The sequence below is a fragment of the Parviterribacter multiflagellatus genome, assembly GCF_056863265.1.
The window spans coordinates 108,616-132,055 of the sequence record NZ_JBXPIZ010000014.1 but is presented as its reverse complement, the minus strand read 5'-3'; the positions used below and the strand labels follow the sequence as shown (position 1 = coordinate 132,055).

The window sequence follows — 23,440 nt, the reverse complement described above, 5'->3', positions numbered from 1 at the left end:
GACGCCGCATGACCAGGTGGCTGTCCCTGCTGCTGCTCGTCTGCGCCTCCACGCTGGGCCTCGCGGCCTGCGGGGGCGACGACTCGAGCTCCGACTCCGGCGACGTCGACGCGGTGCTGAAGGAGACCTTCGGCGACGGCAAGGAGGTCAAGAGCGGCCAGCTCGGCCTCTCGGTCCGCGTCAACACGAAGGGGCTGGCGAACGTGAACGGGCCGCTCGCGCTGAAGCTCAGCGGGCCCTTCCAGTCGCGCGGCGGGACCGAGCTGCCGAAGTTCGACTTCACCGCACAGCTCGACGTCAGCGGCCAGTCGCTCCGGGTCGGTGCGGTCTCGGCGGAGGACGCCGGCTACCTGACGCTCGCCGACCAGGCCTACGTCCTCTCCGACGAGCTCTACAAGTCGTTCAAGGACGGCTACGCCGAGCAGGCCAAGTGCACCGAGGAGAACGCCGGCAAGGACTCGGGCGTCTCGATCCGCACGCTCGGCATCGACCCCGCCAAGTGGCTCAGCGACGCCAAGAGCGCGGGCGAGGAGAAGATCGGCGGGGCCGAGACGACGCACATCACCGCGTCGATCGACGTGCCGGTCTTCCTCGAGGACGTCAACCGCATCCTCGGCCGGACGGGCAGCCAGCAGCCGGACGACCCGTGCGCCGACGACCCGCAGCAGGACGACCAGGCGACCGGCTCGCAGCTCTCCGCGAAGGACCGGCAGGCGATCGCCGACGGCGTCAAGAGCGCGAAGGTCGAGGTCTGGACGGGCAAGGACGACCGCACCCTGCGCCGCCTCAACATCAAGGTCGCGTTCGAGGTCCCCGAGGGCGAGCGCAAGGACCTCAACGGCCTGAGCAGCGGCGACATCACGTTCGACCTCTCGTTCGCCGAGCTCAACGAGGAGCAGGAGATCGAGGAGCCGAAGGACGCCAAGCCGCTGTCCGAGCTGGAGAGCGCGCTGGGCGGCTCGATCCCGGGCCTCGGCGGCTCCGGCGCGTCAGGCTCCGGCTCGGGTTCCTCCGGCACGGCCACCACGCCCTCCGCGGGCTCGACCTCGAAGTACGACGCGTGCGTGACCGAGGCCGCGGGCGACCTCACCAAGCTCCAGGAATGCGCATCCCTCATCGGCCAGTAGGACACGTCGCGCTGGGGGCGTGGAGCGGCGGCCGCTTCATGCACTTCGGCCAGCAGCTCGACGACGAGCGGCTGACCGCGCTGCTCACCCCCGGCGACGACATCGACACGGTCCTGACCGCCGACGTCTACGGCACGGGCGAGGCGGACCGCGTGGTCGCCCGCGCGCTGGCCGGGCGCGGGCGCGACACGTACACGCTGATCGGCGCGGTCGGTCACGACTTCTACGAGGGCGAGCGCGAGGGCGCGAAGGGGTTCCCACGCTTCACCGACCCGCGCCTGCGCGGGCCGGACGCCTACGCGTCGTACCTGCGCACCGCCACCGAGCTGTCGCTGGAGCGGCTCGGGGTCGACCACCTCGACGTCCTGCTCCTCCACAACCCCGACCGCGCGGGCTACACGTCCGAGGCGGTCTGGGACGGGATGAGCGCGCTGGTGGACGCAGGTCTCACCGCGAAGATCGGCGTCGCGCCGGGGCCGGCGAACGGCTTCACGCTCGACGTCATCGACTGCTTCGAGCGGTTCGGGGACCGGATCGACTGGGCGATGCTGATCCTCAGCCCGATGGAGCCGTGGCCCGGCGAGCTGGCGCTGGAGGCCGCCGAGCGCCACGGCGTGGACGTCATCGCGCGCGTCGTCGACTACGGCGGCCTGTTCTGGGACGACGTCGAGCCCGGCCACGCCTTCGCCGAGCGCGACCACCGGCTCTTCCGCCCGCAGGGGTGGGTCGAGGCCGGCCGCGAGAAGCTCGACCGCATGCGGCCGATCGGCGCGCGGCACGGCCTGACGCCGCTTCAGCTCTCCTGCGCGTGGGACCTCGCGCACGGCCCGGTCAAGTGCGTCGTCCCGACGCTGATCCAGGAGCCCGGCGGCCGCCCGGTCGAGGAGAAGCGCGCCGAGCTGGCCGCGGTGCCGGCGGTCTCGCCGCTGAGCGCGGCCGAGGTCGACGAGCTGCGCGCGATCGGCGACAACCACGGCTCGATGCTCCTCAAGGGCGCGACGCCGGACCACGACGGGCCCGCGCTGCCCGACCGCTGGGACGTCGACGAGCACCTCGCGCAGCTCGCGTCGCGGTGGGCGATCGACCCCGGCCGCGACCTGACCAAGACGCAGTAGATCCCGCCGGCCGACCCTCCGCCGCGGTCAACCCCTTGCGGCGGTGGGTAGGTTGGCCGCGGTGCGTGACGTCAAGAGCTTCCTGTTGAGCGGGTCCGGGTGGCCGTACCTGCTCGTCCCGTTCATCCCGATCGCGATCGCGCTCGAGCTGGCGCACACGTCGGCGGAGATCATCTTCGTCGCGGCCGCGCTCGGCGTGATCCCCACCGCCGCGCTGATGGGCCGCTCCACCGAGGAGCTCGCCCACCGCACCGGCCCGGGCATCGGCGGCCTGCTCAACGTCACGTTCGGCAACTTCCCCGAGCTGGTGATCGCGTTCTTCGCGCTGCGCGAGGGGCTGCAGGAGGTCGTCAAGGCCTCGCTGGTCGGCTCGATCCTCGGCAACATCCTGCTCGTGATGGGCGCCGCGATGCTCGTCGGCGGGGCGCGGCGCGAGAAGCAGACGTTCAACCACACGGCCGCCAACGCGCAGGTGCTGATGCTCCTGCTGGCCGGCGCGGCGCTCGTGCTGCCGGCGGCGTTCCAGCTCATCCACGGCGGCTCGCTGCCGCGGGTGGGGGCAGAGGAGGTCGACTTCGGCTCCGACCTGGAGACGATGTCCGCGATCGTCGCGGTGATCCTGCTCGGCTCCTACGCCGCCGGCCTGGTCTTCAGCCTCAAGACCCACCGCGGCCTGTTCAACCCGCACGAGGAGGACGCGCGCGAGGACGAGGAGGCATGGTCGATCAGGCGCTCGGTCCTCTCGCTGGCGGGCGCCGGCGTCGCGGTCGGCGTCATGTCGGAGATCCTCGTCGGCTCGATCACCGAGGCGTCCGAGGGCATCGGCATCAGCCCGTTCTTCGTCGGCCTGATCGTCGTCGCGATCGTCGGCAACGCCGCCGAGCACTGGGTCGCGATCTACTTCGCCGCCAAGGACAAGATGGACCTCAGCGTCAACATCGCGATCGGCTCGAGCGCCCAGATCGCGCTGTTCGTCGCGCCGGTGCTCGTGCTGCTCTCGTTCGTCGTCGGGGACCACCCGATGGCGCTCGTCTTCAACGGCTACGAGCTCGTCGCCGTGTTCCTCGCGATCCTCGTCGCCAACTTCGTCGTCAACGAGGGCGAGTCGACCTGGTTCGAGGGCCTCCAGATGCTGGCGCTGTACGCCCTGATGGGCGTGGTGTTCTTCTACGCATGAGCAACGCCGCACACTGGATCGGGCTCGTCGTCGCCCTGCTCTTCTTCCTGTGGATCGACCTGCACTTCTTCGCGCGCGGGCGGGAGCCGAGCTTCCGCGAGGGCGTCGTCTGGTCGATCGGCTGGCTCGTGCTCAGCCTGCTCGCCGCCGTCGCGCTGCTCGTCCTCGACGACTCCGAGCGGGCGGTCAACTACACGACCGTCTACCTCATCGAGCGGTCGCTGTCGCTCGACAACCTCTTCGTCTTCCTGCTGCTCTTCGCGTACTTCCAGACGCCGGTCGAGCTGCGGGCGCGGCTGCTCTTCTTCGGGATCATCTTCGCGCTCGTGCTGCGCGGCCTGGCGATCATGGGCGGCGTCGCGCTGATCGAGGAGTTCCACTGGATCGTGTACGTCCTCGGCGCGCTGCTGATCCTGCTCGCCTACCGGATCCTCCAGGGCGTCGACGAGAGCGCCGACCCGAACAAGAACCTCGTGGTGCGCGGCGTGCGGCGCGTGTTCCCGGTCACGACCGAGTACTACGGCAACGCGTGGTTCCACCGGCTCGACCACAAGCTCCACGCGACGCCGCTGTTCCTCTGCCTGGCGGCGATCGTGGCGGCCGACATCGCGTTCGCCATCGACTCGATCCCCGCCGCGTTCGCGATCACGCGCGACGAGTTCGCGATCTGGATGGGCAACGTCTTCGCGCTGCTCGGGCTGCGCGCGCTGTTCGTCCTCGTCGAAGGGCTGATCCGGCGCTTCCGCTACCTGGACCAGACGATCGCGATCGTGCTGGCCCTGGTCGGCGTCAAGCTGCTGATCGAGGACGTGGTGCACATCGGGCCGGTCGGGTCGCTGGCGATCGTGCTCGGGGCGTTCGCCATCGGGATCACGGCGTCAGAGATCGCCGACCGGCGCGAGGCTCACTCCAGCTCCTCGACGCCCTCCGGCTCGGGGTCGATCTCGTCGTAGTCCTCGTTGGGCGTCTCGCCCGACGGCCGCTGGGTCACCTGGAAGGACTCGAGCAGCTCGTCGCGCTGCGCCTCGTCGACCGGGACCTCGTCGGAGATGAGGACCCAGTCGGCCCCCTCGAACTCCTCCATGTTGAAGACCTCGGTGTCGACGTCGACGGTGTCGTCGACGATCACGACCACGTCGGTCTGCGGGTTGTAGTAGGTCCCGGGGCGGTTGGAGAGCTCGTCCAGCTCGAAGGTTCTGGGATCAGCCATGCTCGGCGTTGTACCCCATGGCGTCGTCGAGTTGCCTGCGCACCTCCGCCTCGACGTCCAACGGCGGCTGCCCGCGACGCGCCCGGCGGGCGTTCCTGGCGTGCACGAGCGCGCGCACCTCGGCCTCCAGCTCGGGGTCGACGGATGGCCGAGTCAGACGCGCCAGCTCCGCCTCGACGTCGCGGGGCGCCTCCCCGCGGGCCACGCGGCGCGCGTTGGCGGCGGTGAGCATCTGCCGCACCTCCTCGTCGCGGACGGCGGTGGAGGTGGTCTCGCTCGCGCGCCGGCGAGGGTCGTCCTCGAACAGCCCGCCGCGGCCGATGTGGTCGTAACGATCCCCACGAAGACTGGCGATCGCGACGATCGCGGCCGCGATCACCACGCCGAACAAGACGTATCCGAACGCGGCCTCCACGCCTAGAGTCTGCCGCATGTGGGCGAGGTTCAGGCGGAGGTCGATGGCGCCGCGGCGCCCGGTCCTGTTCGAGGATCAGTGGGCGCTCGCGCTCGTGACGGGGCTCGTGCTGATCGGCGGGATCGTGGCGCTGATCGTCGTCCTGGCGGCCTGAACGGGCACATCCGGGTGCCGGGCGCGGTACCCTCTCGGAATTGTTGACTCGCGAGTCAACGAAGGCTTTCACAAGCTTCCCCAAGGAGCCCAACCCCACATGGTCGACTTCACGCTCACCGACGAGCAGAAGAACCTCCGCGATCTGGCCCACGACTTCGCGGTGAACGAGATCCGTCCCAAGGCGTGGGAGTACGACAAGGACGGGACCTGGCCGATCGACATCCTCGAGAAGGCGTTCGAGGTCGGCCTGATGAACACCCACGCGCCCGAGGAGTACGGCGGCGCCGGCCTGTCCCACCTCGATGGAGCCATCATCGAGGAGGAGCTGTCCTGGGGCTGCTCCGGCATCACGACGTCGCTCGGCGCCAACGGCCTCGCGTCCGCCCCGGTCGCGATCGCCGGCTCCGAGGAGGTCAAGAAGGAGTACTTCACCTCCCTGACCGAGTCGCTGAAGTTCGCCTCGTTCTGCCTCACCGAGCCGGGCGCCGGCTCGGACGTGTCCTCGATGCGCACGAAGGCCGTCAAGAAGGGCGACGAGTACGTCATCAACGGCTCGAAGTGCTTCATCACCAACGGCACCTACGCCGACTGGTACACGGTCTACGCCAAGACCGACATGGATGCCGGCCACCGCGGCATCTCCGCCTTCCTGGTCCCGCGTGACGAGACGATCACGATCGACAAGAAGGAAGACAAGATGGGTCAGCGGGCGTCGAACACGGCGACCGTGACCTTCAACGACACCGTGATCCCGGCCAAGTACCTCCTCGGCCAGGAGAACAAGGGCTTCAAGGTCGCGATGCAGACCCTGGACTACACCCGTCCGGGCGTCGCCGCCATGGCGACCGGCATCGGCCGCGCCGCGTTCGAGTTCGCCTGCGACTACTCGAAGGAGCGCGTCCAGTTCGGCGTGCCGATCGCGATGCACCAGGCGATCCAGTTCATGCTCGCCGACATGGCGACCAAGGTCCACGCCTCGCGCCTGATGACCTGGAACGCCGCGACGCTGCTCGACCAGGGCAAGCGCAACACGCTCGAGTCCTCGCACGCCAAGCGCTTCGCGTCGGACTCCGCGATGGAGATCGCCACGGACGCCGTCCAGGTCTACGGCGGCTACGGCTTCATCAAGGAGTACCCGGTCGAGAAGCTCATGCGCGACGCGAAGATCATGCAGCTCTACGAGGGCACCTCGCAGATCCAGCGCCTCGTCATCGCCCGCGAGACCCTGCTCCCGCGCCGCGTCGAGGAGCCCGCGAAGGCCACGGCCTAGCGCTCTCGCAGCACCAGCCGTACCGGAGGGCCGTCCGTCGAGGACGGCCCTTCGTCGTTCTGTGGGCTGCGCCTTAGGATCCGCGCCATGGCCGCCGAGCGCACGAAGTTCCTGCTCACCGAAGACCGGATCCCGACGCACTGGGTCAACCTCGTCGCCGACCTGCCCGGCGACCCGCTTCCGCCGCTGAGCCCGCGCACCGGGCAGCCCGCGGGGCCCGAGGACCTCACGCCGATCTTCCCGCTCGGGATCATCCAGCAGGAGGTGTCGACCGAGGCCGAGGTCGAGATCCCCGAGGAGGTCCGCGAGGTCTACAAGCAGTGGCGGCCGACGCCGCTGGTGCGCGCGCGGGCGCTCGAGCGGGCGCTCGACACGCCGGCGCACATCTACTTCAAGTACGAGGGCGTGTCGCCGGCCGGCTCGCACAAGCCCAACTCCGCGGTGCCGCAGGCGTACGAGAACGCCAAGGCCGGCGTCAAGAAGCTCGTGACCGAGACGGGCGCCGGCCAGTGGGGCTCGTCGCTCGCCTACGCGTGCGCGAAGTTCGGGCTCGAGTGCGAGGTCTACATGGTCGGCTCGTCCTACGACCAGAAGCCGTACCGGCGCTCGATGATGCAGACGTGGGGCGCGACCGTGCACCGCTCGCCGTCCACGCGCACCGAGGCGGGCCGGGCGAACGCCGACAGCCCGACCGGCTCGCTGGGCATCGCGATCTCCGAGGCGGTCGAGGTCGCCGCGCAGGACCCGGACGCGAACTACTCGCTCGGCTCGGTCCTCTCCCACGTCTGCCTGCACCAGACGGTGATCGGCCAGGAGTCGATCGCGCAGATGGAGATGGCGGGGGAGGAGCCCGACGTCGTGATCGGCTGCGTCGGCGGCGGCTCGAACTTCGCGGGCATCGCGTTCCCGTGGCTGCGGCGCAACCTGCGCGACGGCGCGAGGACGCGGTTCGTCGGCGCCGAGCCAGCGGCGTGCCCGACGCTCACCCAGGGCGTCTACGCGTACGACTTCGGCGACACCGCGGGCCTGACGCCGCTGATGCCGATGTACACGCTCGGCCACGACTTCGTGCCGCCGCCCGTCCACGCGGGCGGCCTGCGCTACCACGGCGACGCGCCGCTGCTGTGCGCGGTCGTCAAGGCCGGCCTGGTCGACGCGCGTGCGGTCGCGCAGAACCCGGCGTTCGAGGCCGCGGTCCAGTTCGCGCGCACCGAGGGCATCATCCCGGCGCCCGAGTCCGCGCACGCGATCCGCGTCGCGGTCGACGAGGCGCTGGCCGCGCGCGAGGCGGGGGAGGAGCGGGTGATCCTGTTCAACCTCTCCGGCCACGGCCACTTCGACCTCGCCGCGTACGACGCGTACCTCGCGGGCGCGCTGGAGGAGCCGGCCTTCGACCGCTCCGGCGTCGACGCGGCGCTGGCCCGGCTGCCCGCGGGCACTCCGGTGCTCAGCTGAGCGCCCCTGGATCCGGAGGGCGCGTGCCGCGCCCGGTCGTCGGCGCGATCGTCCTCGGCACGCTCCTCAACCCGCTCAACTCGTCGATGATCGCCGTGGCGCTGGTGACGCTGCGGGAGGACTTCGACGTGTCGCTGGGCACCGTCACGTGGCTGATCACCGCGTTCTACGTCGCCGCCACGATCGGGCAGCCGCTCGCGGGGCGGCTGGCGGACCTGCTCGGCCCGCGCCGCGTGCTGTGCGCCGGTTGGGTCCTCGTCGGGCTGACGGGCGCGCTCGCGCCGCTGGCGCCGTCGTTCGGCTGGCTCGTGCTCGCGCGCGTGACGCTCTCGCTCGGGACGTCCGCGGCGTTCCCGGCCGGCCTGGCGATCCTCCGCCGCAGCGTGCCCGAGGGCTCGCCGCCGCCGACCGGCGCGCTCGCCGCGGTCAACGTCGCCAACGCGTCGAGCGCCGCGTTCGGGCCGGTGCTCGGCGGCGTGCTGGTCGGCACGGTCGGGTGGGAGGCGATCTTCCTCGTCAACGTGCCGCTCGCGCTGATCGGGCTGCCGCTCGCCCTGCGTGCGATCCCGCCGGACGGCCCGCGCGCGTCCGCGGGGGCCGCGCCCGCCGGGTTCGGGCCGCTCCTCCGCGACCGCGGCGTGCTCGCGGTGCTCGTCCAGTACGCGGCGGTCAACGTCGTCTTCTTCGCGATGTTCTTCGGCGTCCCGCAGTGGCTGGAGGACGCGCGCGGGCTGGAGCCGGAGGAGGCCGGGCTGCTGCTCGTCCCGCTGGCGGCGCTCGGCGCGCTGATCACGCCGCTCACCGCGCGCTTCGTCGCGCGCCGCGGCTGGCCGGCGGGCTTCGTGGCGGGCGCGGTCGCGCTGACGGCCGGCCCGCTCCTCCTGCTCACGGCCTCAACCGGCACGGCGCTGGCGGCCATGGCGGTGATCGTCGCCGTGCTCGGCATCCCCGGCGCGTTCACGAACATCTCGCTGCAGACCGGGCTGTACGAGCGGACCCCGCGCGAGCAGATGGGCGCCGCGGGCGGCCTCTTCCAGACGTTCCGCTACCTCGGGGCGATGACCGCGACCTTCCTGCTGGCGGTCGCGTTCGGGGCGTCGGCGACGACCGCGGGCCTGCACGCGGTCGCGGTCGTCGCCGCCGGGGTCGGCGCGGTGCTCGTCGGGTTCGGCGTGCGCCGCCTGCGTCAGTCGCCGGCCGACGGCGCCGGCTCGCCCTGACGCTCCAGCGCGCGGCCCTCGAGGTCGAGGTCGGGGAGGAGCCGCCCGAGCGGCCGGGGCAGCCACCACGCGCGCTCGCCCAGCAGCCCCATCACCGCCGGGATGAGCGTCATCCGCACGACGAACGCGTCGACGAGGATGCCGAACGCCAGCGCGAAGCCGACCGACTTGATGATCGCGTCCTGCTCGAGGATGAACCCGGCGAACACGGCGCCCATGATCAGCGCGGCGGCCGTGACGACCCGCGCGCCGTGGCGGAAGCCCGCGGCGACCGCCTGCGCCGGCGCCGCCCCGTGCACGTGCTCCTCGCGCATCCGCGACACCAGGAAGACCTGGTAGTCCATCGCGAGCCCGAACAGGATGCCCGTGATGATGATCGGGAGGATCGAGATGATCGGGGCGGGCTCGGCGACGCCGAGAAGGTCGGCCGCGAAGCCGTCCTGGAAGATCGCGACCACGCCGCCGAACGCCGCGCCGATGGTGAGCAGGAAGCCGGCGATCGCCGTCAGCGGCACGACGACCGAGCGGAACGCGACGGTCAGCAGCACGAACGCGAGCCCGACGATCACCGCGAGGAACGGGATCAGCGCCCGCCCGAGCCGGTCGGCCACGTCGATGTTGACCGCGGTCGGGCCGGTGACCAGCACCGCGCTCCGCGTCTCGCGCTCGAGCGCGGGTGCGCGGTCGCGCAGCCGTTCGACGAGCGCCTTGGTCGATGCAGCAGACGGGCCGCTCGCCGGGGTGAGCGTCAGCACCGCGGTGTCGCCGGCCCGGTTCAGCGTGGGCGCGCCGACGCTCGCGACGTCGTCCTGGCGCCGCAGCTCCGCGGCCACCGCGTCCGCCGCCCGCGCCGTGTCCGCACGGCCCGCGCCGGCGCCGCCGTCCACGACGATCGTCAGCGGCCCGTTGAAGCCGGGGCCGAAGCCCTCGGCGAGGAGGTCGTAGGCCTTGCGGTTGGTGGTGTCGCGCGCGGCGCTGGAGTCGTCGGACATCCCCAGCCGCAGGTCGAGCACCGGGATCGCGCATGCGCCGAGCGCCGCGACGGTGACCACCACGGCGGCCACGCGGTGGCGGAGCACGAGCTCCACCCAGCGCGCGCCGAGCGTCGGCCGCGCCGCCCGCGCGCCCGCGTGACGGCGGCGCCCCTTGGCGAGGCGCGGCCCGGCGTAGCCCAGCAGCGCGGGCACGAGCGTGAGCGCGATCAGCACCGCGATCGCCACCGTCCCGGCGGCCGCGAGCCCCATCGCCGTCAGGAACGGGATGCCGGCGACGCTCAGCGCGGCCAGCCCGATGATGACCGTGGCGCCCGCGAAGACGACGGCGCTGCCGGCCGTGCCGACGGCGCGCCCGGCGGATGCCTCGAGCGCCATCCCGGCCTGCAGCTGCGCGCGATGACGGGAGACGATGAACAGGGCGTAGTCGATCCCGACGGCGAGGCCGAGCATCAGCGCCAGCGTCGGGACGCTCTCGTTGAGGTCGACGAAGCCCGTCGCGGCGATGATCGCGGCGAGCCCCGTGCTGACGCCGACGATGGCGGTCAGCAGCGAGAGGCCGGCCGCGACGAGCGACCCGAACGTGATCGTCAGGACGACCGCCGCGATGGGGATGCCGATGATCTCGCCGAGCCCGGACTCGCCCTCCTCGACGACCGCGTCGCCGCCGAGCTCAACCTGCACGCCGGCCCGCTCGGCCGACTCCGCGGCCCGCTGCACCGCCTCGCGCGGGCCGTCCGCCAGCGTCTCGGCGGGCTCGTCGAACGCGACCTGCGCGAGCGCGATCCGGCCGTCCTCCGACACGCGGCCGCCCGCGAACGGGTCGCTCGCCTCCGTCACCCCGGGGACCTGCGCCACGCGTCGCACGGCGTCCTGGACGGCGGCCTGCCGGGCACCGCTGAGCCGCTCGCCCGGCGGGGCGGCGAAGACGATCCGCCCGGAAGCGGCGTTGGCCGCGGGGAGCCGCTCCTCCAGCAGGTCGATCGCGCGCTGCGACTCGGCGCCCGGGATCGAGAACGTGCCGCCGGTCGGGCCGCTGAGCGTCAGCGCGCCCGCGGCCACGACGCCGAAGACGGCGAGCCAGACGGCGAGCACGAGGCGGCGCCGGCGGAAGGCGGCGCGGCCGAGGCGGTCGAGGGCAGAGGCCATGGAGGGTCCTTGGTGGTCGGGAGCAGGGGCCTCCGAGCCTGCGGCCCGCGCGCCGTTCCGACGACCGCCGCCGGGCGTGAGCCGATCGCGCCTTTCGGAGGGGGTGCGCCGCGCCGAAGGCGCCTACCGTGTCGCCCATGTCCGTCCGGCGCCGCGCACAGCATCCCTGGCCGAGCGCCGGTGCGCTGGCGCTGTCGCTGCTCGGCGCCGCCGCGTGGGTCGGGCTCACGCTGCTCGTCGGAGACGACGTCGACGGGTCGACGTCGATCGACGCGGTGTGGATCGCGCTCACCGTCGTCGCGTTCGGCTGCATCGCCTTCCGCCGCACCGCCCCGGCGCTCGCGGCGGCCGTCGCGGTCACGGTCGCGCTCGTGATGGGGCTCGCGTCCGACTACCCGATGATCGCCCCGATCCCGATCGCGCTCGGCCTCGTGGGCCTGGCCGCGAGCGGGCTCACGCGGCCGCGGACGGCGCTGCTCGGCGCGTACACCGGCGCGGCGATGGCCGCGATCGGGTTCGTCGCGGCCGACGAGGAGCCGCTCCTCGCGACCATCGGCGGGTTCGCGGTGGGCATGGTGCCGGTGCTGATCGGCGCCGTCCTGCACGCCGAGCGCGCCCGCACGCGCGCGGCGGAGGAGCTCGCGCGCCGCGTCGAGGAGCTGCGCGACCGCGACGTCCAGCGCGCCGTCGCCGAGGAGCGCCTGCGGATCGCCCGCGACCTGCACGACATCACCGGCCATCACCTCAGCGCGATCGCGCTCCAGGCGGCGGGCGCGGGACGCATGACCGCCGACGAGGACGCCCGCGCGGCGCTGCACCGCATCCACGGCCTGACGCGCGACGCGCTCGGCCAGACCGGGCAGGCGCTGGGCATGCTCCGCCGCGAGTCCGAGCCGGCGACCCTCGCGCCGCCCCCGCGCCTCGCGCACGTCGACGGCCTGCTGGGGCCGGCGCGGGACGCCGGCGCCGCCGTCGCGCTGCGCACCGAGGGCGATCCGCGCCCGCTGCCCGAGGCGGTGGAGACGTGCGCCTACCGCGTCATCCAGGAGTCGCTCACGAACGTCGTCCGCCACGCGGGCGCGCGGACGGTCGAGGTCGTGCTCGGCTACGGGCCCGACGCCCTCACCGTGGCCGTCGAGGACGACGGTGCCGGCGGCGGCGCGCCGGGCCCGGGGAGCGGGATCACCGGGATGCGCGAGCGCGTTGCCCTCGCGGGCGGCGAGCTGACCGCCGGGCCGCGCGCGCCCGCCGGCTGGGCGGTCCGCGCCACGCTGCCGCTGGAGGCGCCGTGAGCGTCCGCGTCATCGTCGCCGACGACCAGGCGATCGCCCGGCAGGGACTGCGGATGATCCTCGACAGCGACCCCGGCATCGAGGTGATCGGCGAGGCCGTCGACGGCCTCGACGCGGTCGGGCAGACCGAGCGGCGGCGCCCCGACGTGGTGATGATGGACATCCGGATGCCGCGGCTGGACGGGCTGGAGGCGACCCGGCGGCTGCGCGACGTCCCTGGCGTCGAGGTGATCGTCATCACGACGTTCGACCTCGACGAGCACGTGATCGAGGCGCTGCGCGCGGGCGCGGTCGGCTTCCTGGTCAAGGACTCGCCGCCGGAGCGGATCATCGACGCCGTCCACGCGGTCGCGCGCGGGGATGCGCTCATCGCGCCGGAGGTCACGCGCCGCCTGCTCGACCGGTTCGTGGCGACCGTCCCCGCGCGCGCGGGCGACCCGCGGCTGGAGGAGCTCACGCCGCGCGAGCACGACGTGCTGCTGGAGATCGCGGCCGGCTGCAGCAACGCGGAGATCGCCGCGCGGCTCCACCTCGAGGAGAGCACCGTGAAGGGGCACGTCCGGCGGCTGCTGGCCAAGCTCGGCCTCGCCAGCCGCGTGCAGGCGGTCGTGTTCGCCTACGAGACCGGCCTGGTGGCGCCCGGGCGCCCGCGCGTCGGCCCCTGAGCTACGGGCGCGGCGCGACGGCCATCACGGCCACGACGACGGCGGGATCGAAGCGCGTCCCCGAGTTGCCGATCACGGTCTCGACGGCGGCGTCGTAGGTGGGCGCGCAGTCCCACGCCTCGGCGACGGCGATGATGCGCGACCCGAGCGGGATGAGCGTGCCCTTCAGGTGATCCGGGCCGCCCTGGCCGTCGAAGCGCTCGGCCACGTGGCGGACGAGCGTCGCGGTGCACTCGAGGCCCGGGCAGCGCAGCAGCGCCTGCTCGCCGACCACGCCCGGATGGCGGTCGTCCGGCGCTGCGAGCTCGCCGACGTCGTGCATGAGCGCGGCGAGGTCGATGACGCGGGACGCGCGCGGGGAGATTCCGAGCTCGCGGCAGATGCCGGACGCCAGCGCGCTCACGCGCACCGCGTGCTCGCCCAGACCCTGCTCCTCGAGCCGGGCCAGGAGGACCCGGGCGGGGTGGCGGGTGGCGGGTGCGGCAGGGAACGTGACGGGTGGCATGCCTCTTACACGCGGCTGGAGAGCCGCTGGACACATCGTGGTCCCGGTTGGCGCGTCGGCGCTCGCGTCGCTCGGGTCGGGGTGCTGCGCGACTAGGCTCTGACGCACCCCGTGGCACGTCGTAGGCCAGAGACAGAGCGCGCTGTGGCCGAGGCGGCCCCGCTCGGCGATGCGCAGGCCGCGGTGCGCGAGGCGCCGTCGGGCGCCGGCCGCGCCGACCCGCTGCTCGCCGAGCTGCGGCGCGGCGGGCTGCTGCCGCTGCTCGTCCTGCACTTCCTCGGCTCCGGCCCGTCCTACGGCAACCAGCTGATGGAGCGCGTGTCGGGCGTCACCGGCGGGCTCGTGGCGGTCAACCCCAACACGATGTACCCGCTGCTGCGGTCGCTGGAGGGCAAGGGCTTCGTCGCGGGGGAGTGGGAGCATCCTGAGCGCCGCTCGCGCCGCTTCTACCGGCTGACGCCAGAGGGCGAGGCCGAGCGCGACCGGCTCCGCGCGGAGATCGAGCCGTACCTCGACGCCGTCCAGCGGTCGGTCGAGCTGATCCGCTCCGAGGTGCTCTGAGCGTGGGACGCGCGCGGGCCCACATCGACCTGCCAGCGCAGGTCAGCGCCGCCGAGGCGCTCTGGTACGACACGTCCCGGTGGGCGACGTTCGTCGACGGCTTCCACCACGTCGAGAAGGTCGAGGGGGAGTGGCCGCGCCCGGGCTCGCGCCTGGTGTGGGACTCGGTGCCCGACGGCCGCGGCCGCGTCATCGAGCGGGTCGTCCACTACGAGGTCCGCGCCGGGCAGGTCGTGGAGGTCGAGGACGCCCGCATCACGGGCCGTCAGAGCATCACGTTCACGCCCCGCTCGCAGGCCGAGTGCCGGCTGTCGATCGAGCTCGACTACCGCATCAAGGACGCGGGCGTCCTGACCCCGGTCGTGGACCTGCTCTTCATCCGGCGGTCGTTCGGCGACTCCCTCGCGCGCACCTTGTCACGCTTCCGGCACGAACTGCGCGCCGAGCGTGACAGTTCCTTGGCCTAGGGACCGCTAGGTTCCCGCCCATGTTCGTGTTCAAGGCTGCCGTCGTCGGCGCTGGCACCATGGGCGGCGAGATCGCCCAGGCCATCGCCGCCTCTGACATCCCTGTCGTTCTGAAGGACGTCAAGCAGGAGTTCGTCGACGTCGGGCTCGCGAAGGCCCGCGAGGTGACGGAGGCCCAGGTCGCGCGCCTGGTGAAGAAGGAGAAGATCACCGAGGAGCAGGGCCGCGCGCAGGTCGAGGCGGTCCTCGGGCGCATCACCGGCACGACGTCCTACGAGGGCTTCGGCGACGTCGACTTCGTCATCGAGGCGGTCCCGGAGCGGCTCGACATCAAGCAGTCGGTGTTCGCCGAGCTGGACGACGTCACGCCCGGCCACGCGATCCTCGCGTCGAACACGTCGTCGCTGGCCATCAGCGACATCGCCGAGGCCACGCTGCGCCCCGAGAAGGTCATCGGGTTCCACTTCTTCTACCCGGCGTCGGTCATGCCGCTGCTGGAGATCGTGCTCGGCTTCGACACGGCGCAGGAGACCGTCGGCGCCGCGGTCAACTTCGCGCAGGCGATCCGCAAGCAGCCGATCACGTGCGACGAGGTCCCCGGCTTCGTCGTCAACCGCATCCTCTCGTCGTCGCTGTCCGAGGTGCACCGCGCGCAGGAGGAGGAGGGCCTGTCGATCCAGAAGATCGACCAGGTCATCCAGGAGGCCAAGCGCGCGCCGATGGGGCCGTTCTTCCTCATCGACCAGCTCGGCCTGGACACGGTCCTGCACGTCTCCGAGCACCTCGCCGACTCCTACGAGGGCGACCGCTTCTACGTCCACCAGGGCATGCAGCGCCTCGTGGCCGAGCGGCAGCTCGGCGCGAAGACCGGCGGCGCCGGCTTCTACAAGGACGGCCAGCCGCAGATCGCCGGCGACAACGACCCGCCGGAGGACCTGGCCGACCGGATGGCGCTGAAGGCCGTCCTCGAGGCGTGCCTGATCCTGGAGGAGGGCGCCGCGCAGACCCGCGCGATCGACCTCGGCATGATGGCCGGCGCCGGCATGGATCCGCGCCGCGGCATCCTGCCGCCGCTCATGTGGGCGGACATCGAGGGCCTCGACGTCGTGCTGGAGAAGCTCGAGGGCCTGGAGGAGCGCTTCGGCGAGCGGTTCGAGGTCCCGTCGCTGCTCCGGCGGTTCGTCGCCGGCGGCCGCCTCGGCCTCAAGTCCGGCCAGGGCTTCTTCCCGTGGCCGAAGCCGTCCGAGGGCTGGGCCGACGGCCCGGTCCAGCTCGAGAAGCGCGACGGCTACGCGATCGCCTGGATCAACAACCCGCCGGCCAACTCGCTCGCCCCGGAGGTCATCGAGGGCCTGGAGAAGGCCTGGGCGCACGTCGACGGCGACGACGCGACCCGCGCGTTCATCATCGCCTCGGCCAACCCGCTGCTCTTCTGCGCCGGCGCCGACATCAAAGCGTTCACCCGCGTCGAGACGCCGGAGCAGATCCGCGAGATGCTCGACCGGGCCCACGGCCTGCTGCGGAGCTTCGAGCGGTCGTCGACGATCACGATCGCCGCGGTCAACGCGCTCGCCTACGGCGGCGGCTGCGAGATCGCGATGGCCTGCGACATCCGCATCGCCGCCGAGTCCGCGCTGTTCGCGCAGCCGGAGATCAACCTCGGCATCGTCCCGGGCTTCGGGGGCACGCAGCGGCTGCCGCGGCTGGTCGGCCAGTCCAAGGCGCTGGAGATGAACCTCACCGGCGACGCGATCCTCGCCGAGGAGGCGTTCGAGTTCGGCCTCGTCAACGACGTGGTGCCGGACCACGAGCTGATCGACACCGCCGTCGCGTGGGCGCGCAAGCTCGCCTCGAAGGCGCCGGTCGCCGCGCAGCAGATCAAGCTCGCGTCGGCCAAGAGCGACCTCGACGAGGGCATCGCGGCCGAGAAGGACGCGTTCGCCGTCGCGTTCCAGTCCGAGGACGCGCGTGAGGGCATCGGCGCGTTCATCGCCAAGCGCACCCCGGAGTGGAAGGGGCGCTGACGCCTCCCACCCCGCCTCCCTCCGACCCCGCGCCGTCGTCCGACGGCGCGGCGGTCGCGCGCCTCGCGGAGCTGCTCCGCGAGGCGCGGTCGGTGGTGGCGCTGACCGGCGCCGGCATCTCGGTGCCGTCGGGCATCCCCGACTTCCGCTCGCCCACCACCGGGCTGTGGGCGAACGTCGACCCGATGGAGGTCGCCCACATCGACGTCTTCCACCGCGACCCGCACCGGTTCTGGAGCTTCTACGGCGACCGGTTCCACACGCTCGACACGAAGGAGCCCAACGGCGCGCACCGCGTGCTGGTGGAGCTCGAGCGGCGCGGGAAGCTCGACGCGGTGGTCACGCAGAACATCGACCGCCTGCACCGCAAGGCGGGCAGCGGCGACGTCGTCGAGGTCCACGGGACGATCGAGCGCTCCGCGTGCCTGGGCTGCGGGCCGGCGGCGCGGCGCTTCACGATCGACGAGGTGAGCGAGCGCCTCGACGCGGCCGCCGACGGCGTCCCGCGCTGCGACCACGACCACCCGCTCAAGCCCGGCGTCGTCCTGTTCGGCGAGCTGCTCCCGGAGGAGGCGCTGGAGCGGGCGTTCGCGCTCGCCGCCGGGGCGGACCTCCTGCTCTGCATCGGCTCGTCGCTGGAGGTCCACCCGATCGCCCAGCTCCCCGCGCTCACCCGCAAGGCGGGCGGCGCGGTGGCGATCGTCACCCAGGGCGCCACGCCCTACGACCGCGACGCCGACGTGAAGCTCGCCGGCGACGTGGTCGCGGACCTCGAGGCCCTGCTCGCCGCCCTGTGACCCGCCCGCCGCGCCCGATGGGCGCGGCGGGGGTTGTGAAAGGCGCGGGCGGTGCCGGCGGGGCTACCGCGCGAGCGTCACCGTCGACCCCACCGGCGTGCCGCCGGCGGTCTGGACGGTCAGCGTCGCCTTCAGCCTCTTCGCGCGCTTGAGCTTGCGCTTGGCCGCCGCGGTCGGCTTGAGCGTCACGCGCACCGTGCCGCCCTTCGCGCTCCGGCCGCTGCCGGTGGCGATCACCGTCGCGCGCTTGCCGAGGCCGAGCCGGCGCGCGGTCGCGGCGTCGACCTTCAGCGTCACCTTCGCGTCGCACGCGGTCACGCAGCTCACGGTGACGCCCAGGCCGGCGGGCTTCAGCAGCGCGCCGAGCTTCGCGCCCGCGACGAGCCGCGCCGCGGGCAGGATCGCGCCCGGCGAGGTCGGGCCGGTGCCGGCGGGGACCGTCGGGCGCGTGCCCGCGTCCCCGCCGGAGGGGGCGGGCGTCACCGTGCCGCCGCCCGGGGCCGGGGTCCCGCCGCCACCACCGCCGCCACCGGGCTTCTCGCCGCCGGGCTTGGACGGAGCGCCCGGATCCGGCGCGGGCGGCGGGGCCGTGCCGCCGCCGCCCCCGCCGGTGCCACCGCCGCCGCCCGGGGTGCCCGGCGTGGTGGGCGGCGGGGTGACCGGCTTGGTCCCGGTCGTGCGGAACGTCTTCGCGTCGCCCGTGGTCTGTGCCCCCTGCTCGTCGACGAACCGTAGGCGGAACTTGTAGTCGGTGCCCGGCGTCAGCCCGGTCCAGGTCTGGGCGACCGTGTAGTGCGGCCACTGCCCGTCGATCGCGATCGGCCCGGCGGTCACCGCGAAGTCGCCGTTGGCGAACCCGAGGTCGACGTACGCGTTGCCCTTGCGCCAGTACGAGCTCAGCACGCTCGTGGTCTTCGCGGTCGTGTTGGTCAGCTCGCTCGCCGCCCCCTCGGGGTAGCCGACCAGCGCGGGCCGGTCGAACACCGTGATCCACTGGAACGGCGAGGCCGGTGAGTTGATCCCGGACGTGAGCTTGGCGGTCGCCTGGGTGGCCTCGCCGCCGGCCATGCCCGCCAGCCGCTTGGTCGTGACGACCGGGACGACCACGAAGAACTCCTCGCCCGGGCCGATCAGCCGCTGACCGAGGTGGTAGCCGTTCGCGCTCCGCGGGGGCATCTTCGTCGCGTCGCACCACCAGCCCGACATCGGCGGGTCCTGCACGCGCCAGGTGAAGTTCGTGACCTCCTTGACCTGGTTGTCGAGGCCGACGTAGAAGCAGCGCACGCGGTCGTTCGCGTTCTGCGACTGCAGGTCGATCGCCAAGCTCGTGTTGGCGGGAAGCGCGAGCTCGGTCGCGATGTCGCTCATCCCGCCCGCGCACGTCTGCCCCATCCCCATCGCGTCGAGGCGGATCCAGTACTTGTCGCCGACCGCCGGGTAGCCGGCCTGCGGGTCGGTGTACCAGGACACCCACGACGCCGTGTTCGGGCCCGTGCCGGTCTTGCCCTCGTACCCGCACTGGTCGCCGACCTGGTAGACGGAGTTGCCGGGGGCCCAGAAGGGGTTGGGCCCCGCGGCGGACGCGGCGGACGGAGCGGCGGCGAGGGCGCCGGCCAGCGCGGCGGCCGCGAAGACGCCGCGCGGGGAGCGCAGGAGGGATCCGGGACTGAGCATGCCCCGATCCTGCGCGAGCCGGCGCCGCGGCTCATCGGGGGATCTCCTACGAGGGACCCCGATGTCCGGGTTGGGGGTGCCTCGGGGAGGGAGCCTGGCGCTAGCCGAAACCGCCGGCGGTCCGCGCGCGCAGCGCCGCCTCGATCCGCTGCAGGGCCCGCTCGACGTCCTCGATGGTCTCCGCGTCGAGCCCGCCCTGCAGCGCCGCGTTGGCGGCCGCGCCGACGGCGCCCCGCTCGTCGCGCAGCGCGCCGATCCGCGCCGCGAGGTCGCCGCGGTCGCGCCAGGGCTCGAGCTCGGCGATCGCCGCCTCCAGCGCCACCCGCAGCTGGAGCGCGGCCTCGCGGTACCGCTCCGCGTCCAGGTCCGCCCGCGCGCGCAGCGCCAGCTCCTCGCACGCGAGCGCCGCGTCGCGCCCCCCGAGCAGCGCCGCCAGCCGCTCCTGCGGGCGCAGCGCGGCGTCCCGGGCCGCCCGGCGCGAGACGCGCGCGCGGCCGGGCTCGACGGCGTCGGTCCACTTGCCGTCGGCGACCTCCTCGCCGCGCCCGTAGCCGACGCGCAGCGCGACGGCCTGCTCGAGCCGCACCTCGCGCACCGTCGCGTCGGCGGCCGCGACGCGGTGGAGCGCCAGCACGCGGTTGAGGACGGCCAGCTCGCCCTCCACGACGTCGCCCGCCGACGACAGCCACGCGGACGCGGCGGCTTCGTCGACCGGCTGGCCGCGGATGACGGTCGCGCGCGCCACCGCGAGCTCGGTCGGCGGCGGCGACGACGCGACCCGGCGCGCGCGCCGGCCCCGGCGGGGCGCCGCGCCGGTCACCCCGATCACGAGCACGCGCAGCTCGGACTCCGCCGCCGAGTCGCGCAGCACGTAGCGTCCCGGCTCGGGCCCGAGCTCCCACGGGAGCTCGAACTGGACGAAGACGAAGAGCGGGCTACTCGCCTCGGTGGGCAGTGCTGCCGCGCTCCGGCCCGACCGTGATCGCGTCCTTGGAGGGCTTCGTCCGGACCGTCGGGTTGTCGATCTTCCCGAGCCGGTCGATGAGCTTGATCCACTGCCCGGGCTTTAGCATGGCGTTGACCTGCTTGCCCATGCGGCTGTCCGGGTCGTACTGGGGGGTCCAGCCGACGTGGATGTGGTCGTGGTGGTCGCTCATCGCCAGCGTGTTGTCCGTCCCCTCGTACTCCATCAGGGTGATGATCTGGGCCGGCTTCATCGTCCCCTGCAGCGTCAGCAGGCGGCGGACGGCGAGGTCGGTGATCGAGCCCTTGCCCTGGTGGCCGAGGATCGGGATGCCGTTGATCTTGGCGATGTCAACGGCGGAACCGGTCGAGTGGTGCGAGACGTTGCCGGAGGCGGTGTACGTGGAGTGGCCGCACTGGAGCGACGTGACGGTCGGCCGCAGGCCCGACGCGGCGAGGAACTCGAGCGTCGCGAGCACGCGCCGGTCGATGCGCGACGCCTCGATGTCGCGCATGCCGCAGCCGTAGATCTCGACGCGCGGGTTCTTCAGCACGCGCCGCTCCAGCTCGGGCTTGGCCATGAGCAGGATCTGGCCGATCGAGGGGGTGCGCGCGTCGCGGCCGAAGAACGGGTTCTTGCCCTTGGCGCGGTAGATCGCGGTCGACTCGAGCAGCTTCCAGCCGTCGAGGATCGGCTTCGGGTCGATGCGCGGGGCGCCGCGGCCGGCCGGCCGGATCTCGAACAGCAGGTGCGACGCGCCCGCGGACGGCGTGCCGATGCGGCCGAGGATCGTGCCCCCGATGACCTTCGAGCCGACCTTCAGGCGCTTGAGCCGCATCTCGGCCGGGTCGATCCCGATGTCCTCGACGAAGTACTTCGAGAGCTTGTCGCCGGCGCCGAGCGAGCCGGCCTCCAGCAGCTGCTCCTCGCCGCCCGCGCGGAACGCCGCGGGGCGCTTGGGGGAGGCGAACAGGCGCTCCTTGGCGACCTTCAGCGCGGGGTCGTCGGCCTCCGGCGCCCGCGCGGCCTCGCGCTCCTTGCCGGTGGGCGTGGCCTTCCCGGCGCGCGCCTTGCGCTGCGTCCCCGCGCTCGCCGCGCGCGTCGGCTTGGGGTCCTTGGGGAGGTCGAGCTCCTCGGCGACCTTCGCGCGGCTCACCGTCTCCCGCTTGGGGACCGGGTGCTTGTCCGCGACCGACCCGAGGTGCGCGTAGGTGTACGTGTTGCCGTACGCGTCGCGCAGCTGGATGAAGCGCCCGAGCCGCTTCGACGTCCCGATCTTCACGATCTCGCCGTCCTGCACGGCGACCGCGGGGGAGCCGGCCTTGGCGAAGATCTCGATGCCGCGCCGCTCGGTGCTCGACTCGACCGGCAGCGCTGCGTTGCGCCCGCGCGAGACCCGCTTGACCGCCTCCTTCTCGGAGAGGTCGTCTGCGTACCGCGCGTCGGCGTGCACGGGGAACATGCCCTGCGTCAGCCCGGTGAGCGAGCCGACGAGGTCGGCCGGCAGGCCGCCGATCAGCCGCGCCCGCATGAGCACCGAGTCGACGTACCAGTCGGCGTGGTTGTAGGCGAAGATCGCGCGGCGCAGGTCCTTCTCCGCGCCGGCGGCCTTCAGGTACCGCGCGGCGGCGAAGATCGCGTCGACCGGGTTGTACGGGTCCTTGCGCTTGTCGCCGTTGGCGTCGACGCCGTACGCCTTCCACGTCGCCGGCATGAACTGCATCCAGCCCAGCGCGCCGGCGCTCGACACGTTCAGGTTGCGGCCGTAGTCGGTCTCGATCTCGTTGATGGCCGCGAGGATCTCCCAGCGGATGCCGTACTCGACGCCCGCCGCCTGGTAGATCGACAGCAGGAACGGCGGGATGCGGAACTTGTCGATGAAGAAGTTCGGCACGCCGATCGCCGCCGGGCCGGGCGTGGCGAGGGAGAGCCCCGGGTTGGTGAGCGCGGGGGCGCCGTCGGGCTGGCGCAGCGACGTCCCGCCGCCGCCCTCGTTCCCGCCCTCGTCGCCGTCGCGCCGCGGTCCGCCGCCGCGGCCCGTCACGGCCCCGGTCGCGTCGCGCAGCACGCTGCCGGTCGTCTCCTGGACGTGCCCGCTGGGCTGCCCGCCGCCGCCGGCGGGCTTGGGCTCGCCGTTCTGCTTGGGCTGGCCCGAGCCGCGCGCGGCCTCGGCGTCGTCGGCGCTCGCGGGCGACGGCGTCTGGCCGGTCTGCTCGGCGGCCGACGGCTGCTGCTGCTCCTGCGCCGGCTGCTCGGGGGCGGGCTGCTGCGGCGCGGGCTGCTGGGGGAGGCCCGGATCGACCTGGACGGGCGGCGCGGCCGGCGGGGTGCCGACCTCGGTGATGGAGACGATCCCGACGTTGACGCCCGGGATCGAGGAGGGCATGACGCCCGGGGGCAGGTCGAGCGTGACGGTGATCGTCGCGCCCGTGACGAGCTTGACCTGGAAGGTCCGCGGAACCGCGGCCGCGTCGTTCGTGACACCGCTCAGCGCGACCGTGGCGAGCCCTGCGGTCGTGAGCGCGGCTGCGAGCTTCCGCGAGTTCATCGTGGTCCTGCGTCCCTTTCCCCTACCTGCCATGTGACCCCGTCCACGACCCACAACGCGCGTGCAGGCCGAGACCTGCGGTTGATGTTGGACGTCCACCCGGGTTCGCACGCCGGTTCACCCTCGACCTGAGGGTGAGACTCGGCGGCAAGGGAGCGCGGGGGGTACCGTCCGCAGCGATGAGCGACGACGACATCAAGGGCCTCCGGCAGAAGCTCCAGTCCGGCGGCGAGGACGCGCTCGGCAAGCTCGCCGAGGAGCTGCTCTCCAGCCCCCTCGTCAGCAGCACGATCGCTCGCGCGTTCGAGGCGCGCGAGAAGGCCGTCCAGGCCCAGGAGGTCGCGTTCAGCGCCCTCAACATCCCGTCGGCGGCGGACATCGAGCGGCTCACGCGCCGCGTGCGCTCGGTCTCGCAGCGGCTGGAGGGGATCGAGGACGGCGTCGACCGCCTCGACGAGCGGCTCGCGGGCCTGAGCGGCGCGGCCGAGGTCGAGTCCCGTCTGGGCGCGATCGAGGAGCAGCTCACCGCCCTCGCCCGCCAGCTCGGCGAGCTGGCGGCGTCGCTGCCCGACTCCCCGGCCCCGGTGCCGCGCGAGCAGGAGCGTCTGAAGGTCTCGTAGGGGAGAGCCGCGTCCGGCGGCCACCTACCGTCGGACA

The 23,440-nt window shown here is 73.2% G+C and carries 21 protein-coding genes; 14 read left to right on the top strand and 7 right to left on the bottom strand.

Annotated features, from left to right (window positions below):
- The first annotated feature begins 8 nt into the window (after positions 1-8).
- The 4 genes from AC1UE5_RS26835 to AC1UE5_RS26820 all read left to right on the top strand — a co-directional run bounded on the left by AC1UE5_RS26835 (position 9) and on the right by AC1UE5_RS26820 (position 4,372).
- Positions 9-1,127, top strand: coding sequence for a hypothetical protein (locus AC1UE5_RS26835; protein WP_482929015.1), 1,119 nt, complete (start codon positions 9-11; stop codon positions 1,125-1,127).
- Complete coding sequence (locus AC1UE5_RS26830) at positions 1,103-2,242, top strand: aldo/keto reductase (protein WP_482929014.1); 1,140 nt, start codon at positions 1,103-1,105, stop codon at positions 2,240-2,242. Before AC1UE5_RS26835 ends, AC1UE5_RS26830 begins: the two co-directional genes overlap by 25 nt.
- Positions 2,243-2,303: 61 nt before the next feature.
- Positions 2,304-3,419 (top strand): calcium/proton exchanger, encoded by a 1,116-nt coding sequence (gene cax / locus AC1UE5_RS26825; RefSeq protein WP_482929013.1) that lies wholly within the window; start codon positions 2,304-2,306, stop codon positions 3,417-3,419.
- A complete protein-coding gene (locus tag AC1UE5_RS26820; RefSeq protein ID WP_482929012.1) occupies positions 3,416-4,372 on the top strand; it encodes a TerC/Alx family metal homeostasis membrane protein in 957 nt (318 codons plus the stop codon). The genes cax and AC1UE5_RS26820 overlap by 4 nt, the downstream gene beginning before the upstream one ends.
- Here the strand turns inward: AC1UE5_RS26820 and AC1UE5_RS26815 are convergent.
- Together AC1UE5_RS26815 and AC1UE5_RS26810 are read right to left on the bottom strand one after the other, a co-directional pair.
- Complete coding sequence (locus AC1UE5_RS26815) at positions 4,324-4,629, bottom strand: hypothetical protein (RefSeq protein ID WP_482929011.1); 306 nt, start codon at positions 4,627-4,629, stop codon at positions 4,324-4,326. The genes AC1UE5_RS26820 and AC1UE5_RS26815 overlap by 49 nt on opposite strands.
- On the bottom strand, positions 4,622-5,044 hold the full coding sequence (locus AC1UE5_RS26810; RefSeq protein ID WP_482929010.1) for a hypothetical protein: 423 nt from the start codon (positions 5,042-5,044) through the stop codon (positions 4,622-4,624). The genes AC1UE5_RS26815 and AC1UE5_RS26810 overlap by 8 nt, the downstream gene beginning before the upstream one ends.
- Positions 5,045-5,297: 253 nt before the next feature.
- On the opposite strand from AC1UE5_RS26810, the gene AC1UE5_RS26805 reads away from it, so the two are divergent.
- From AC1UE5_RS26805 to AC1UE5_RS26795, 3 genes are all read left to right on the top strand, one after another.
- A complete protein-coding gene (locus tag AC1UE5_RS26805; protein WP_482929009.1) occupies positions 5,298-6,470 on the top strand; it encodes an acyl-CoA dehydrogenase family protein in 1,173 nt (390 codons plus the stop codon).
- Positions 6,471-6,557: 87 nt separating this feature from the next.
- On the top strand, positions 6,558-7,925 hold the full coding sequence (locus tag AC1UE5_RS26800; RefSeq protein ID WP_482929008.1) for a TrpB-like pyridoxal phosphate-dependent enzyme: 1,368 nt from the start codon (positions 6,558-6,560) through the stop codon (positions 7,923-7,925).
- A gap of 23 nt (positions 7,926-7,948) precedes the next feature.
- Complete coding sequence (locus tag AC1UE5_RS26795; RefSeq protein WP_482929007.1) at positions 7,949-9,145, top strand: MFS transporter; 1,197 nt, start codon at positions 7,949-7,951, stop codon at positions 9,143-9,145.
- Here the strand turns inward: AC1UE5_RS26795 and AC1UE5_RS26790 are convergent.
- Positions 9,112-11,286: an MMPL family transporter gene (locus tag AC1UE5_RS26790; RefSeq protein WP_482929006.1), complete on the bottom strand. Its 2,175-nt coding sequence runs from the start codon at positions 11,284-11,286 to the stop codon at positions 9,112-9,114. The two genes, AC1UE5_RS26795 and AC1UE5_RS26790, sit on opposite strands and share 34 nt — an antisense overlap.
- Positions 11,287-11,423: 137 nt before the next feature.
- On the opposite strand from AC1UE5_RS26790, the gene AC1UE5_RS26785 reads away from it, so the two are divergent.
- Positions 11,424-12,578 (top strand): sensor histidine kinase, encoded by a 1,155-nt coding sequence (locus tag AC1UE5_RS26785; protein ID WP_482929005.1) that lies wholly within the window; start codon positions 11,424-11,426, stop codon positions 12,576-12,578.
- Positions 12,575-13,243, top strand: coding sequence for a response regulator (locus AC1UE5_RS26780; protein WP_482929004.1), 669 nt, complete (start codon positions 12,575-12,577; stop codon positions 13,241-13,243). Before AC1UE5_RS26785 ends, AC1UE5_RS26780 begins: the two co-directional genes overlap by 4 nt.
- A gap of 1 nt (position 13,244) precedes the next feature.
- Here AC1UE5_RS26780 and AC1UE5_RS26775 read toward each other — a convergent pair whose 3' ends face one another.
- The gene (locus tag AC1UE5_RS26775) at positions 13,245-13,748 is read right to left on the bottom strand and encodes an HD-GYP domain-containing protein (RefSeq protein ID WP_482929003.1); all 504 of its coding nucleotides are present in this window, start codon (positions 13,746-13,748) and stop codon (positions 13,245-13,247) included.
- Between the two features lie 144 nt (positions 13,749-13,892).
- On the opposite strand from AC1UE5_RS26775, the gene AC1UE5_RS26770 reads away from it, so the two are divergent.
- The 4 genes from AC1UE5_RS26770 to AC1UE5_RS26755 are packed head-to-tail and all read left to right on the top strand — an operon-like array spanning position 13,893 to position 17,597.
- Positions 13,893-14,309 (top strand): PadR family transcriptional regulator, encoded by a 417-nt coding sequence (locus AC1UE5_RS26770; RefSeq protein ID WP_482929002.1) that lies wholly within the window; start codon positions 13,893-13,895, stop codon positions 14,307-14,309.
- A gap of 2 nt (positions 14,310-14,311) precedes the next feature.
- Positions 14,312-14,776: an SRPBCC family protein gene (locus tag AC1UE5_RS26765; RefSeq protein WP_482929001.1), complete on the top strand. Its 465-nt coding sequence runs from the start codon at positions 14,312-14,314 to the stop codon at positions 14,774-14,776.
- Between the two features lie 20 nt (positions 14,777-14,796).
- Entirely contained in the window at positions 14,797-16,800 is a 2,004-nt protein-coding gene (locus tag AC1UE5_RS26760) for a 3-hydroxyacyl-CoA dehydrogenase/enoyl-CoA hydratase family protein (RefSeq protein ID WP_482929000.1), read from the top strand.
- Complete coding sequence (locus tag AC1UE5_RS26755; RefSeq protein ID WP_482928999.1) at positions 16,785-17,597, top strand: SIR2 family NAD-dependent protein deacylase; 813 nt, start codon at positions 16,785-16,787, stop codon at positions 17,595-17,597. Before AC1UE5_RS26760 ends, AC1UE5_RS26755 begins: the two co-directional genes overlap by 16 nt.
- Positions 17,598-17,660: 63 nt before the next feature.
- Here the strand turns inward: AC1UE5_RS26755 and AC1UE5_RS26750 are convergent, their stop codons facing one another.
- From AC1UE5_RS26750 to AC1UE5_RS26740, 3 genes are all read right to left on the bottom strand, one after another.
- Positions 17,661-19,271 (bottom strand): hypothetical protein, encoded by a 1,611-nt coding sequence (locus AC1UE5_RS26750; RefSeq protein WP_482928998.1) that lies wholly within the window; start codon positions 19,269-19,271, stop codon positions 17,661-17,663.
- 100 nt (positions 19,272-19,371) lie between these two features.
- Positions 19,372-20,142 (bottom strand): hypothetical protein, encoded by a 771-nt coding sequence (locus AC1UE5_RS26745; RefSeq protein ID WP_482928997.1) that lies wholly within the window; start codon positions 20,140-20,142, stop codon positions 19,372-19,374.
- 64 nt (positions 20,143-20,206) lie between these two features.
- Entirely contained in the window at positions 20,207-22,783 is a 2,577-nt protein-coding gene (locus AC1UE5_RS26740) for a lytic murein transglycosylase (RefSeq protein ID WP_482928996.1), read from the bottom strand.
- Positions 22,784-22,962: 179 nt separating this feature from the next.
- Here AC1UE5_RS26740 and AC1UE5_RS26735 point away from each other — a divergent pair, with 179 nt between their 5' ends.
- A complete protein-coding gene (locus tag AC1UE5_RS26735) occupies positions 22,963-23,403 on the top strand; it encodes a hypothetical protein (RefSeq protein ID WP_482928995.1) in 441 nt (146 codons plus the stop codon).
- Positions 23,404-23,440 lie beyond the last annotated feature (37 nt).